10 protein-coding genes are annotated in these 12,568 nt (G+C 66.4%); 4 read left to right on the forward strand and 6 right to left on the reverse strand.

Annotation, left to right across the window (positions count from 1 at the left end):
• Positions 1-47: 47 nt before the first annotated feature.
• The 3 genes from AC07Q9_RS04910 to AC07Q9_RS04920 all read right to left on the reverse strand — a co-directional run bounded on the left by AC07Q9_RS04910 (position 48) and on the right by AC07Q9_RS04920 (position 2,411).
• Positions 48-1,052 (reverse strand): Tim44 domain-containing protein, encoded by a 1,005-nt coding sequence (locus AC07Q9_RS04910; protein ID WP_489059753.1) that lies wholly within the window; start codon positions 1,050-1,052, stop codon positions 48-50.
• Positions 1,053-1,093: 41 nt separating this feature from the next.
• Positions 1,094-1,825 carry a bifunctional demethylmenaquinone methyltransferase/2-methoxy-6-polyprenyl-1,4-benzoquinol methylase UbiE gene (gene ubiE, locus AC07Q9_RS04915; protein WP_070063595.1) on the reverse strand — a complete coding sequence of 244 codons (732 nt, stop codon included), beginning with the start codon at positions 1,823-1,825 and terminating at the stop codon, positions 1,094-1,096.
• Between the two features lie 172 nt (positions 1,826-1,997).
• The gene (locus AC07Q9_RS04920) at positions 1,998-2,411 is read right to left on the reverse strand and encodes a gamma-butyrobetaine hydroxylase family protein (protein WP_062477026.1); all 414 of its coding nucleotides are present in this window, start codon (positions 2,409-2,411) and stop codon (positions 1,998-2,000) included.
• A 98-nt stretch (positions 2,412-2,509) separates the two neighbouring features.
• On the opposite strand from AC07Q9_RS04920, the gene AC07Q9_RS04925 reads away from it, so the two are divergent.
• The gene (locus AC07Q9_RS04925) at positions 2,510-3,286 is read left to right on the forward strand and encodes a hypothetical protein (RefSeq protein ID WP_495307723.1); all 777 of its coding nucleotides are present in this window, start codon (positions 2,510-2,512) and stop codon (positions 3,284-3,286) included.
• Positions 3,287-3,301: 15 nt separating this feature from the next.
• On the opposite strand, the gene AC07Q9_RS04930 is transcribed toward AC07Q9_RS04925, so the two are convergent.
• The 3 genes from AC07Q9_RS04930 to serA all read right to left on the reverse strand — a co-directional run bounded on the left by AC07Q9_RS04930 (position 3,302) and on the right by serA (position 9,029).
• Positions 3,302-3,739 carry an HIT family protein gene (locus AC07Q9_RS04930; RefSeq protein ID WP_495307725.1) on the reverse strand — a complete coding sequence of 146 codons (438 nt, stop codon included), beginning with the start codon at positions 3,737-3,739 and terminating at the stop codon, positions 3,302-3,304.
• Positions 3,736-7,614, reverse strand: a complete 3,879-nt coding sequence (locus AC07Q9_RS04935; RefSeq protein ID WP_495307727.1) for a DUF3683 domain-containing protein — start codon at positions 7,612-7,614, stop codon at positions 3,736-3,738. Before AC07Q9_RS04935 ends, AC07Q9_RS04930 begins: the two co-directional genes overlap by 4 nt.
• 182 nt (positions 7,615-7,796) lie before the next feature.
• On the reverse strand, positions 7,797-9,029 hold the full coding sequence (serA, locus tag AC07Q9_RS04940) for a phosphoglycerate dehydrogenase (RefSeq protein ID WP_495307729.1): 1,233 nt from the start codon (positions 9,027-9,029) through the stop codon (positions 7,797-7,799).
• Between the two features lie 227 nt (positions 9,030-9,256).
• Between serA and ugpB the strand changes: the two genes are divergently transcribed.
• The 3 genes from ugpB (at position 9,257) to ugpE (ending at position 12,441) form a co-directional block, all read left to right on the forward strand.
• Positions 9,257-10,567, forward strand: a complete 1,311-nt coding sequence (ugpB, locus tag AC07Q9_RS04945; RefSeq protein WP_495307731.1) for a sn-glycerol-3-phosphate ABC transporter substrate-binding protein UgpB — start codon at positions 9,257-9,259, stop codon at positions 10,565-10,567.
• A 98-nt stretch (positions 10,568-10,665) separates the two neighbouring features.
• Complete coding sequence (gene ugpA / locus AC07Q9_RS04950; RefSeq protein WP_489059764.1) at positions 10,666-11,547, forward strand: sn-glycerol-3-phosphate ABC transporter permease UgpA; 882 nt, start codon at positions 10,666-10,668, stop codon at positions 11,545-11,547.
• A 42-nt stretch (positions 11,548-11,589) separates the two neighbouring features.
• Positions 11,590-12,441: a sn-glycerol-3-phosphate ABC transporter permease UgpE gene (gene ugpE, locus AC07Q9_RS04955; protein ID WP_062474482.1), complete on the forward strand. Its 852-nt coding sequence runs from the start codon at positions 11,590-11,592 to the stop codon at positions 12,439-12,441.
• Positions 12,442-12,568 lie beyond the last annotated feature (127 nt).

Raw genomic sequence — 12,568 nt, forward strand, 5'->3', positions numbered from 1 at the left:
GGAGAAGCGACACGCAGTGCGCGAAGCCTGGGGGCGAGCCTTTTACTTCACTGCAGCGCTTGCACGCCTGCGACGAGCCAGCCGGCGCTGCCGGTCTTGGTCATGTTCCAGACTTCACGGAACGGGGCCGGGCCCGCCGACGCGTCTTCACGGATCATGCCGGAGAACTCCACGCTCGCCATGTAGGCGTCGGGCAGCTCTTCGATGCCCAGCAGCTTGGCGTCGAGCATCACGACTTCGGTCTTGTTGAGCGCACCGCCCGTGTGGCTGGCGCGGTCGGCCAGCTGCGTGCGGATCTCTTCGACCATGCTGTCGGTCATCATGGAACGCAGCATCGACACGTCGGCACGGTCCCAGGCGTCTTGCAGGGTCACGAAGTTGCGCTTGGCGGCGGTGAGGAAGCCGTCGGCATCGAAGCCCGCAGGGATGCCCCAGGACTGCGAACCGGCGAGCGCCGAACCGATCATGCTGCCGCCGGCTGCGGCACCCGCGGCCGACAGGCTGCTGCCGTGCGATGCCGGTGCGGCATCGAACGCGGTGGCGTTGCGCTCCCACGGCCGTGCCGAGGCGTCGTTGCCGACGTTGGCCGGGCTGTACTGTGCCGGTGCGCGTGCATCGGCGGGGCTGCCGGCGCCCTGGAAGGCGAAAGCGCCCTGGCGGTTGGCATTGCCCGACGACGCGGCCGAGCGCGCCTTGAAGATGCGCCACACCGCGAGCGCAGCAAAGGCCAGCAGCGCGATCAGCAGGATGTTGGCGAAGCCGGCGCCGAGGCCGAGCGAATTCGCGAGCCATGCCAGGCCCAGGCCGGCGGCGAGGCCGCCGAGCATTGCGCCCCACGGACGCTTCGGTGCAGCGGCGGCGGGCGTTGCGGGCTTGGGCGCCGCATTGGTCGCGTTCTGCTGCGCGGGGGCCGCGGGCTGCGTGGCCTGGCGCTGCGTCACGTTGGACGACTGGCGACCGACGGACTTGCCGCCGCCCATGCGTGCGGCTTCCGCCTGAACGCTCCCCAGCACCAGCGCTGCTGCCAAAAACAAAGAACCCAAACTCTTCATGCCGTCTCCTCTTGAGCGAAAAATTCGCGTCGTCATCGTGATCAACACTTGATTCCAACATGGAGGGCTGCAATTCCCCCCGTCATGTTGTGATAGTCCACATGTCCGAAACCGCCCTCTTTCATGAGGGTCTTGAGCTCCTCTTGCGAGGGATGCATCCGGATCGATTCGGCCAGGTAGCGGTAGCTCGCGTCGTCGCCGGCCACGAGCTTGCCCAGGCGCGGCAGCACGTTGAACGAATACCAGTCGTAGGCCTTCGTGAGCGGCTTGGCGACCTTCGAGAACTCGAGCACCAGCAGCTTGCCGCGCGGCTTGAGCACGCGGTTCATCTCCTTGAGCGCGACGTCCTTGTGCGTCATGTTGCGCAGGCCGAAGGCCACGGTGACCACGTCGAAGTGGTTGTCGGGAAAGGGGAGCTTCTCGGCGTCGCAGACCGTGGTGGGCAGCACCACGCCGGCGTCGAGCAGGCGGTTGCGGCCGGTGCGCAGCATGGCTTCGTTGATGTCGGTGTGGACCACCTGGCCCGTGGCGCCGACCTTCTTCGAGAAGGCGAGCGCGAGGTCGCCGGTGCCGCCCGCGATGTCGAGCACGCGCGAGCCTTCGCCCACGTTCGCGACCATCACGGTGTAGGCCTTCCAGGCCCGGTGCAGGCCGGCCGACATCAGGTCGTTCATGATGTCGTAGCGCGAGGCCACCGAGTCGAAGACGCCGCGAACGCGTTGCGCCTTCTCGCTTTCGTCGACTTTCTCGAAGCCGAAGTGGGTTGTACTCATGCGGTGGATGTTAGGCCGGAAGGCATTCCTTCAAGGCGACGACCCCGCAGGCACGGCGGACATTTGTTGCTTTTTCCTCCAACGGAGGGCCGCCGCAACGCGCGTCTTTGCTATCTGTAAGGCTATCTTTTCAATAGCAACAGGGTATGTTTACCCTCGGTTCCAGCGACGCTCAGTGACTGCTGCAGGCGTGGCCACCCTTGTCGGCCATCGGCGCATCGCGGTCCACGCCGGCCGCGGCCAGGCGCCGCTCGTAGTCGGCCCACAGCTCGGCCTGCCGGGCGCCCAGGTCATAGAGCAGGCTCCAGGTGTAGATGCCGGAGTTGTGGCCGTCGCTGAAGGCCGGCTGCACGGCGTAGTTGCCGACCGGCTCGAGCCCGACCAGGTCGACATCGCGCTTGCCGGTCTGCAGCACCTCCTGCCCCGGGCCGTGGCCCTGCACCTCGGCCGACGGCGAGTAGATGCGCATCAGCTCGAAGGGGATGCGGAAGGTCGCGCCGTCCGAGAAGCCGACTTCGAGCACGCGCGACTGGCCATGCACGGTGATCGATTGGGGCGTCGGCGCGCCGGCTTGCAAACCTGCCATAGGGAATCCGTTCGGAAGAAGAGAAAAAGGGTGGGACTCGCGCAGTATGCCGCGCGCTCCGCGCCAGCGTGCCGGCGGCCTGCGCTTAGCATTGCGGCATGCCGTCACGCACACGCTTCCACCCGCTCCTGTCGCGTCCGAACCGGGCCGCCCTCGTCCTCTGCGCCGCGCTTGCGGGCACGGCCCTCGCCCCACCCGCCCATGCCTTCTGGGGCCTGATCGGCAAGGCGGCAGGCAAGGCCGCGACCGCCGGCAAGGCGGCCGGCGTGGCGGGCAAGGGCGCGGCGGTCGGCGCCGGTGCAGTGGCGGCCGAAGGCGCGACGGGCGTGGCCGCCAAGGGTGCGATGGCGCTGGGCGACGATGCGGCGCATGCCGCGCAGGTCGGCTCGCGGGGCTTCGGCGGCGCGCACGAACTGAGCGCCGTGAACGCCGCGCTGCCGCCCGAGGTCGCGGCCTACCTCGCCAAGCCGGCGAAGGAGCTCACGCCCAAGGACACGTCGTTCATGATGGACAGCTACCGGCAGATGGTCGAGCGCGCCGGCAAGAGCGGTGACTTCACCGCCGTCGAGCGCATGCCGACCTCGGCGGGCACCGCACGCACGCTGCCTGCGGAGCCCGTCAAGGCCGCAGCAACACCGCAACCGACGTCCGCTGCAGCCACGGCGTCGCCCGGCACCTCGGGTGCGCTGCCCTTCCACGCGGTGCGCCTGCTGGCCCACGCCGCGCATGCGGGCAATAAGAGCGCGCAGGCCGAGCTCGATCGCGTGTGCAGGGACGGCAGCGTGGCTTCGAAGCGCTTCTCGAAGGAAACGCGCGCCACGCCGGAATTCAAGCAGGCCTGCGCCGACCGCAAGACGGTCGCCGCGGCCAGCTGAGAAAAAACGAAGGCCTCAGGCCAGCGACGCGAGCCGGCGGACCATGTCGGCCTCCGCCTGCGGCAGCAGCGCCTGCACGGCGGCCAGCCGCTCGGCCGGCGCGGTCCGCTGCACGGCGGCCCAGACCGAACCCGGGAAATGGCTGTCCCAGTCGAAGCGCGCGATCACATGCCAGTGCAGGTGCGCCACCATGTTGCCGAGCGCGGCGATGTTGAGCTTGGTGGGCGCCAGCGCATCACGCAGGCATTGCTCCACGCGCACCACGGCTTCCATGCACAGCACGCGGTCGGCCGCGTCGAGGTCGGAGAACTCCGCCGCATGGTCGCGCCACACCACGCGGTAGAAAGCCGGAAAGCCTTCTTCCTGCGCATGGATGACACGCAGCTTCGCGCCTTCGAACACGATGCGCCCGCCGGGCGCGTCGCACAGCGGGCAACCCGCCACTGCCGTCATACGAGCACCCGCTCGATGCCGCCCTGGTTGGCGGCCGCCACGTAGTTCGGCATCCAGTCGTCGCCGAGCAGCTTGTTGGCCATCTCGACCACGATGTAGTCGGCTTCGAGCAGACCGTTGTTCAGGTCGTTGCCGTAGCGCGAGAGGCCTTGCAGGCAGCTCGGGCAGCTGGTGAGGATCTTCACGTTGTCGGTCGCGCCGACATTGCCGCTCTCGCGCAGCGCGGCCTCGCCCTTCTTCAGCTCTTCTTCCTTGCGGAAGCGGATCTGTGTCGAGATGTCGGGCCGTGACACGCCCAGCGTGCCCGACTCGCCGCAGCAGCGGTCGTTCTTGAGCACGTTGTCGCCGACCAGCGCCTTCACGGTCTTCATCGGGTCCTGCTGCTTCATCGGCGAATGGCAGGGGTCGTGGTACAGGTAGCCGCCACCGCCCGCATCGGCCAGGGTGATGCCCTTTTCGAGCAGGTACTCGTGGATGTCGATGATCCGGCAGCCCGGGAAGATCTTGTCGAACTGGTAGCCCTGCAGCTGGTCGTAGCAGGTGCCGCAGCTCACCACCACCGTCTTGATGTCGAGGTAGTTGAGCGTGTTGGCGACGCGGTGGAAGAGCACGCGGTTGTCCGTGATCATCTTCTCGGCCTTGTCGAACTGGCCGCTGCCGCGTTGCGGATAGCCGCAGCACAGGTAGCCCGGTGGCAGCACGGTCTGCACGCCCGCGTGCCAGAGCATGGCCTGCGTGGCCAGGCCGACCTGCGAGAACAGCCGCTCCGACCCGCAGCCCGGGAAGTAGAAGACCGCCTCGGTTTCCGACGTGGTCGTCTTCGGGTCGCGGATGATCGGCACGTAGTCGGCATCCTCGATGTCGAGCAGCGCGCGCGCCGTCTTCTTCGGCAGGTTGCCCGGCATCTTCTTGTTGATGAAGTGGATCACCTGCTCCTTGATCGGTGCAGGCCCCAGCGTGGCCGGCGGCGCGCCGGTCTGCTTCTTCGCGAGGCCGCGCAGCAGGTCGTTGGCCATGCGCTGCGCCTTGAAGCCGATGCCCACCATGCCCGCGCGCACCGCCTTGATGGTCTGCGGGTTGGTCGCGTTCAGGAAGAACATCGCGGCCGCGTTGCCGGGGCGGAAGCTCTTCTGGCCCATCTTGCGCAGCAGGTTGCGCATGTTCATCGACACGTCGCCGAAGTCGATCTTCACGGGGCACGGCGTGAGGCACTTGTGGCACACGGTGCAGTGGTCGGCCACGTCCTCGAACTCTTCCCAGTGCTTGATGCTGATGCCGCGCCGCGTCTGCTCTTCGTAGAGGAAGGCCTCCACCAGCAGCGAGGTCGCGAGGATCTTGTTGCGCGGGCTGTACAGCAGGTTGGCGCGTGGCACGTGCGTGGCGCACACCGGCTTGCACTTGCCGCAGCGCAGGCAGTCCTTCACGCTGTCGGCAATGGCGCCGATGTCGCTCTGCTGCATGATCAATGACTCGTGCCCCATGAGGCCGAAGCTCGGCGTGTAGGCATTGGTCAGGTCGGCGTGCAGCGTCTGCGCCTGCCCTGCGGGTGCGCGCAGCAGCTTGCCCTTGTTGAAACGGCCTTCGGGGTCGACCCGGGCCTTGTATTCGGTGAACGGACGCAGCTCTTCGTCGCTCAGGAATTCGAGCTTGGTGATGCCGATGCCGTGCTCGCCCGAGATCACGCCGTCCAGGCTGCGTGCCAGCGCCATGATGCGCACCACCGCGGCGTGCGCGGTCTGCAGCATCTCGTAGTTGTCGCTGTTCACGGGCAGGTTGGTGTGCACGTTGCCGTCGCCCGCGTGCATGTGCAGCGCGACCCACACACGGCCCTTGAGCACCTGCTTGTGGATAGCGGTGCACTCGGCCAGGATCGGCCCGAACTCGGCGCCCGAGAAGATCTCCTGCAGCGGCTGGCGCAGCTGGGTCTTCCAGCTGGCGCGCAAGGTGTGGTCCTGCAGTTGCGGGAACAGCGTGTCGACGTTCTGCAGCCAGCCGGCCCACAGCGCGCGCACCTCGTGCACCAGCGCCACGGCCTGCGCCACGCGGTCTTCCAGCAGCTCGGCCGCCGGAATCTCGTGCGCGTCGTCGGTCTTGCCCAGCGGCAGGTTGCCGCGCGTGAGGAAGGCCTCGAGCGCGTCGGTGAGCGCCAGCTTGTTCTGCAGCGACAGCTCGATGTTGATGCGCTCGATGCCGTCGCTGTACTCGGCCATGCGCGGCAGCGGGATCACCACGTCTTCGTTGATCTTGAAGGCGTTGGTGTGCTTGCTGATGGCGGCCGTGCGCTTGCGGTCGAGCCAGAATTTCTTGCGCGCCTCGGGGCTGATGGCAATGAAGCCTTCGCCGCTGCGCGAGTTGGCGATGCGCACCACTTCCGAGGTGACGCGCGCCACCGCGTCGGCGTCGTCGCCGGCGATGTCGCCGAACAGCACCATCTTCGGCAGGCCGCCGTGCTTCTTCGACTTGGTGGCGTAGCCCACGGCCTTGAGGTAGCGATCGTCCAGGTGCTCGAGGCCGGCCAGCAGCACGCCCGAGCGCTTCTGCTCGGCGAACATGAAGTCCTTGATCTCGACGATGCTGGGCACCGCATCTTTCGCGTTGCCGAAGAATTCGAGGCACACGGTGCGCGTGTGCGCCGGCATCTTGTGCACCACCCAGCGGCAGCTCGTGATGAGGCCGTCACAGCCCTCTTTCTGGATGCCCGGCAGGCCCGAGAGGAACTTGTCGGTCACGTCCTTGCCCAGGCCTTCCTTGCGGAAGGTCTTGCCCGGAATGTCGAGGCGCTCGGTGCGCAGCTTGGTCTTGCCGTCGGCGGCGAAGTACTGCAGCTCGAACAGGGCGCTCTCGGCGTCGTGGATCTTGCCCAGGTTGTGGCCGATGCGGGTCACTTCGAGCCATTCGGCCTGCGGCGTGACCATGCGCCACGAGGCGAGGTTGTCCAGGGCCGTGCCCCAGAGCACGGCCTTCTTGCCGCCGGCGTTCATGGCGACGTTGCCGCCGACGCACGAGGCCTCGGCGGAGGTCGGGTCGACCGCGAACACGAAGCCCGCGCGCTCGGCCGCGTCGGCCACGCGCTGCGTGACCACGCCGGCCTCGGTCCAGATGGTGGGCACGGGGTGGTCGAGGCCGGGCATCGACACGTGCTCGACCTCGGTCATGGCCTCGAGCTTCTCGGTGTTGATGACCACGCTCTTCCAGGTCAGCGGAATGGCGCCGCCGGTGTAGCCGGTGCCGCCCCCGCGCGGAATGATGGTCAGGCCCAGCTCGATGCAGCCCTTGACCAGCAAGGCCATCTCGGCCTCGGTGTCGGGGCACAGCACGACGAACGGATACTCGACGCGCCAGTCGGTGGCGTCGGTCACGTGCGACACGCGCGAGAGGCCGTCGAACTTGATGTTGTCCTTGGCCGTGAGCCGGCGCAGCACGCGCGTGGCCTTGCGGCGCAGGGCGGCGACTTCGCGGAAGGTGTCGTCGAAGGCGGCCACGGCCTGGCTGACGAGGCCGGTGAGCTCGCCCACGAGCTGATCGCGCGGCAGGTCGCTGTCAGGGGTGCGGCGCTTCTGCACTTCGCCCAGGCGGTGGCGCAGGGCGTCGACCAACTGGCCGCGGCGGCGCGGGTTGTCGAGCAGGTCGTCGACAAGGTAGGGGTTGCGCTGCACCACCCAGATGTCGCCCAGCACCTCGTAGAGCATGCGCGCCGATCGGCCGGTGCGGCGCTCGGCGCGCAGGGTCTGGAGCAGGTCCCAGCCGCGTTCGCCCAGGAGGCGAATCACGATCTCCCGGTCGGAGAAGCTGGTGTAGTTGTAAGGGATCTCGCGCAGTCGTACAGGCTCTGCGGCCTGTGACAACAGCGTATTCAACGCGGTCGGAGCATTCATCGGGTGGGGCCCTTGGCCAGGCGCTGCGCGCCCATGTAGCCGGGGGGTGGATTTTAGGGCAGGCCTTGGGGTCTTTGCCCTTCCCGTTCCGCTATTCCCTATGGCAGGCCCGATGCCTGCCGTGGAGCCCGCCGGCCCTCACCCCCGCCCTCTCCCGAGGGAGAGGGGGAAAGACAAGGGGCTTAGAACAGCACGCGGCTGCGAATCGTCCCGTTCACCTTGGCCAGTTTCTCCAGCGCCAGGTCCGAAGAAGCGGCGTCGATGTCCATCACGACGTAGCCGACCTTCTCGTTCGTCTGCAGGAACTGCGAGGAGATGTTGATGTTGTTGTCCGAGAAGATCTTGTTGATCTCGGACAGCACGCCCGGCACGTTGCGGTGGATGTGCAGCAGGCGGTGCTTGCCCGGGTGCGCCGGCAGCGCCACCTCGGGGAAGTTGACCGACGAGGTCGAGGTGCCGTTGTCGCTGTACTTGACCAGCTTCTCGGCCACTTCGAGCCCGATGTTGGCCTGCGCCTCCATGGTCGAGCCGCCGATGTGCGGTGTCAGGATCACGTTGTCCAGCCCGCGCAGCGGCGACTGGAACTCGTCCTTGTTGCTGCGCGGCTCCACCGGGAACACGTCGATCGCGGCGCCCAGCAGCTTCTTGTCTTTCAGCGCCTCGGCCAGCGCTTCGATCTCGACCACAGTGCCGCGCGAGGCGTTGATCAGGATCGACCCTGGCTTCATGGCGGCGATCTCGGCCGCACCGATCATCCACTGGGTGGCCTGGGTCTCGGGCACGTGCAGGGTCACGATGTCGCTCTGGCCCAGCAACTGGTGCAGTTCGCGCACCTGGCGGGCGTTGCCCAGCGGCAGCTTGGTGACCACGTCGAAGAAGGCCACATGCATGCCCAGCGCCTCGGCCAGCACAGACAGCTGTGCGCCGATGGAGCCGTAGCCCACGATGCCCAGCGTCTTGCCTCGGATTTCAAAGGCGTTGTCGGCCGACTTGAGCCAGCCGCCACGGTGCGCCACGGCGCTCTTCTCGGGCACGCCGCGCAGCAGAAGGATGGCTTCGGCCAGCACCAGCTCGGCCACCGATCGGGTGTTGGAGTACGGGGCGTTGAACACGGCCACGCCGTGTTCGCGGGCGGCTTCGAGGTCGACCTGGTTGGTGCCGATGCAGAAGCACCCGGCCGCCACCAGCTTGTGCGCGGCTGCGAACACGTCGGCCGTCAGCTGGGTGCGCGAGCGGATGCCCACGAAGTGCACGTCGGCGATCTTGGCCTTGAGTTCGGCGTCGGGCAATGCACCCGGCAGCGACTCGATGTTGGTATAGCCGGCGGCGCGCAGCACCTCCACGGCCGAGGGGTGGATGCCTTCGAGCAAAAGGAACTTGATCCTGCTTTTGTCGAGGGAGGTTTTGCTGCTCATGACGTACTCGAGGAGGCCCCGGCCATGGCGACAAGCTAGGCCAAAAAAGGGGAGGACGATGCTAGCATGGTGCAGCGCAGCATGAGCCCCGCAACCCGCGCCGGGCTTGGCGCCAAAGGGGTTTCCCCGATTGGAATAGCCCCCGGGTCCGTGCCCCAATGTGACGCGGCTGTGTCACGCACATGCCCTAGCATTCGCGCTTTCCATTTTTCCCTTCAGGAGTCTTCATGCGATTCAAGACGCTCGCGTTGGCATCGGCGCTGGCCGCCACGCTGTTCAATGCAGCCCAGGCCCAGACCGAGATCCAGTGGTGGCATTCCATGACCGCCGTCAACAACGAGTGGGTCAACGACCTGGCCAAGCAGTTCAACGAGAGCCAGAAGGACTACAAGGTCGTCCCGACCTTCAAGGGCACGTACGACGAATCCATGACGGCCTCCATCGCGGCCTTCCGCGCCGGCAATGCACCGCACATCCTGCAGGTGTTCGAAGTGGGCACCGCCACCATGATGGCCAGCAAGGGCGCCGTCATTCCGGTCGGCCAGGTCATGAAGGACGCGGGCGAGAAGTTCGACCCGGCCGCCTACATCCCCGCCGTGGCCGGTTACTACACCGCCCCCAACGGCCAGATGCTGAGCTTCCCGTTCAACAGCTCGACCACCATCTTCTATTTCAACAAGGACGCCTTCAAGGCGGCCGGCCTGCCCACCGACAAGGCACCCGCCACCTGGCCCGAAGTGGTCGCGGCAGCCGCCAAGCTCAAGGCCAGCGGCCACAAGTGCCCGTTCACCACGGCCTGGCAGAACTGGACGCAGGTCGAGAGCTTCTCGGCCTGGCACAACGTGGAGTTCGCCAGCAAGGCCAACGGCCTGCAGGGCCTGGACGCGCGCCTGAAGGTGAACTCGCCGCTGCACCAGCGCCACATCGAGAACCTGGCCAGCATGTCCAAGCAGGGCCTGTTCATCTACAAGGGCCGCGGCAACGTGCCTGAAGCCTCGTTCGTGTCGGGCGAGTGCGCCATGATCAACACCTCGTCGGGCTTCTACGGCAACGTGGCCAAGAACGCCAAGTTCGCCTACGGCCTGGCACCCCTGCCCTACTACCCGGACGTGCCGGGCGCACCGCAGAACACCGTGATCGGTGGCGCCAGCCTGTGGGTCATGTCGGGCAAGAAGGCCGCCGAGTACAAGGGCGTGGCCAAGTTCTTCAGCTTCATCTCGACGCCTGAAGTGCAGTCCGCCAGCCACAAGCGCACCGGCTACCTGCCGGTGACCACCGCCTCGTACAAGCTCACCGAAGAGTCGGGCTTCTACAAGCAGAACCCCGGCACCGACGTGGCCGTGACGCAGATGATCCGCAAGGTCACCGACAAGAGCCGCGGCATCCGCCTGGGCAACTACGTGCAGATCCGCGCCATCGAGGACGAAGAGCTCGAACAGGTCTGGGGCGGCAAGAAGACGGCCAAGGAAGCCCTCGACGCCATCGTGACCCGCGGCAACGAACAGCTCGAACGCTTCCAAAAGGCGAACAAAAGCTAACGATTGAAGTTCCGGGCTCCGTGTCCGGCTAATATCGCCCGCCCCCGCACGCCCTTCTTCCAGGGCGCGCCGGGCGGGATTTTTTATGTAGGGGCTTCATGGAAAAACGCGTTTTCTTTCGCTCGGGCTGGTTGCCCTGGCTGCTGCTGACACCGCAGATGGCGGTGATCCTCGTGTTTTTCTTCTGGCCGGCCGGCCAGGCGCTGTTGCAGTCGCTGCAGCAGCAGGACGCGTTCGGCACGTCGGTCGAGTTCGTCGGGTTCGACAACTTCCGCCAGCTCTTCGACGACCCGGCCTATGGCGAGTCGTTCAAGACCACCGCGCTGTTCTCGGTGCTGGTGGCCGGCATCGGCATCAGCCTGTCGCTGATGCTGGCCGTGTTCGCCGACCGCATCACCCGCGGCGGCATGTTCTACAAGACCATGCTGATCCTGCCGTACGCCGTGGCGCCCGCCGTGGCCGCCGTGCTGTGGGTCTTCATGTTCTCGCCCTCGCTGGGCGTGGTGGCCTATGCCCTGGGCAAGATCGGCATCAACTGGAACCACCTGCTCGACTCGGGCCACGCCATGACGCTGATCGTGATGGCCTCGGTGTGGAAGCAGATCTCGTACAACTTCCTGTTCTTCCTGGCCGGGCTGCAGTCCATTCCGAAGTCGCTGATCGAGGCCGCGGCCATCGACGGCGCGCGCCCGTGGCGCCGCTTCTGGACCGTGCAGTTCCCGCTGCTGTCGCCCACCACCTTCTTCCTGCTGGTGATCAACGTGGTCTACGCCTTCTTCGACACCTTCGCGATCGTCGATGCGGCGACGCAGGGCGGCCCGGGCAAGGACACGACCATCCTGGTCTACAAGGTCTACCACGACGGCTTCAAGGGCCTGGACCTGGGCGGCTCGGCCGCGCAGTCGGTGGTGCTGATGGTGATCGTGGTGGCGCTGACCGTCATCCAGTTCCGCTACGTCGAGAAGAAGGTGCAGTACTGATGAAGCAACAAGAACAACAAATCGAACTGGGCGGAGCGCAGCATGGTTGAGAAACGCGGCACGCAGGGCATCCTGGCCCACGTCATCATGATCCTGGGCGTGTTCATCGTCGCCTTCCCGCTCTACCTGGCCTTCGTGGCCTCCACGCACACGGCCCAGGAGATCGTGCAGGCGCCGATGCCCCTGACACCCGGCTCGAACATCGTCGACAGCTACAAGGGCGCCCTGTTCGGGCGCGAGAGCAGCGCGGGCTCCAACGCCCCGGTGGCGCACATGATGTGGGTGAGCTTCGTGACGGCCATGGTCATCGCCATCGGCAAGATCACCATCTCGCTGCTGTCGGCCTTCGCCATCGTGTACTTCCGCTTCCCGTTCAAGAAGATCTGCTTCTGGGCCATCTTCGTGACGCTGATGCTGCCGGTGGAGGTGCGCATCCTGCCCACCTACAAGGTGCTGTCCGACCTGAACATGCTGAACACCTACGCGGGCCTGACGGTGCCGCTGATCGCGTCGGCCACGGCGACCTTCCTGTTCCGCCAGTTCTTCCTCACCGTACCCGACGAGCTCACCGAAGCGTCGCGCATGGACGGCGCGAGCCCCATGCGCTTCTTCTTCGACGTGCTGCTGCCGCTGTCCAAGACCTCGATCGCGGCGCTGTTCGTGATCCAGTTCATCTACGGCTGGAACCAGTACCTCTGGCCGCTGCTCGCGACCACGAGCGAAGACATGTACCCCGTGGTGGTCGGCATCAAGCGGATGATTGCCGGCGGCGACGGACAGAACGAATGGAACGTCGTGATGGCCACCGCCATCCTGGCGATGCTGCCGCCCGCGCTGGTGGTGATCCTGATGCAGAAATGGTTCGTCAAGGGCCTTGTTGATACCGAGAAATAGGCTCGCCCCCAGGCTTCGCGCACTTCGTGTCGCTTCGCCAACCCCCTACCGGGGGCACCACCAGCGGCCCGGCAAAGCCGGTTCCGCGGTGGTTCTGGAAATAACAGTGCCTCGAGATAGAGGTCGA

The organism is Variovorax sp. GW821-FHT09A10 (genome assembly GCF_059418385.1).

Coding starts and splice junctions, on each gene's coding strand:
- AC07Q9_RS04930 (WP_495307725.1), bottom strand. CDS start 3,739: ATGACGGCAGTGGCGGGTTGCCCGCTGTGCGACGCGCCCGGCGGGCGC.
- AC07Q9_RS04925 (WP_495307723.1), top strand. CDS start 2,510: ATGCCGTCACGCACACGCTTCCACCCGCTCCTGTCGCGTCCGAACCGG.
- AC07Q9_RS04920 (WP_062477026.1), bottom strand. CDS start 2,411: ATGGCAGGTTTGCAAGCCGGCGCGCCGACGCCCCAATCGATCACCGTG.
- ubiE (WP_070063595.1), bottom strand. CDS start 1,825: ATGAGTACAACCCACTTCGGCTTCGAGAAAGTCGACGAAAGCGAGAAG.
- AC07Q9_RS04935 (WP_495307727.1), bottom strand. CDS start 7,614: ATGAATGCTCCGACCGCGTTGAATACGCTGTTGTCACAGGCCGCAGAG.
- serA (WP_495307729.1), bottom strand. CDS start 9,029: ATGAGCAGCAAAACCTCCCTCGACAAAAGCAGGATCAAGTTCCTTTTG.
- ugpE (WP_062474482.1), top strand. CDS start 11,590: ATGGTTGAGAAACGCGGCACGCAGGGCATCCTGGCCCACGTCATCATG.
- ugpB (WP_495307731.1), top strand. CDS start 9,257: ATGCGATTCAAGACGCTCGCGTTGGCATCGGCGCTGGCCGCCACGCTG.
- AC07Q9_RS04910 (WP_489059753.1), bottom strand. CDS start 1,052: ATGAAGAGTTTGGGTTCTTTGTTTTTGGCAGCAGCGCTGGTGCTGGGG.
- ugpA (WP_489059764.1), top strand. CDS start 10,666: ATGGAAAAACGCGTTTTCTTTCGCTCGGGCTGGTTGCCCTGGCTGCTG.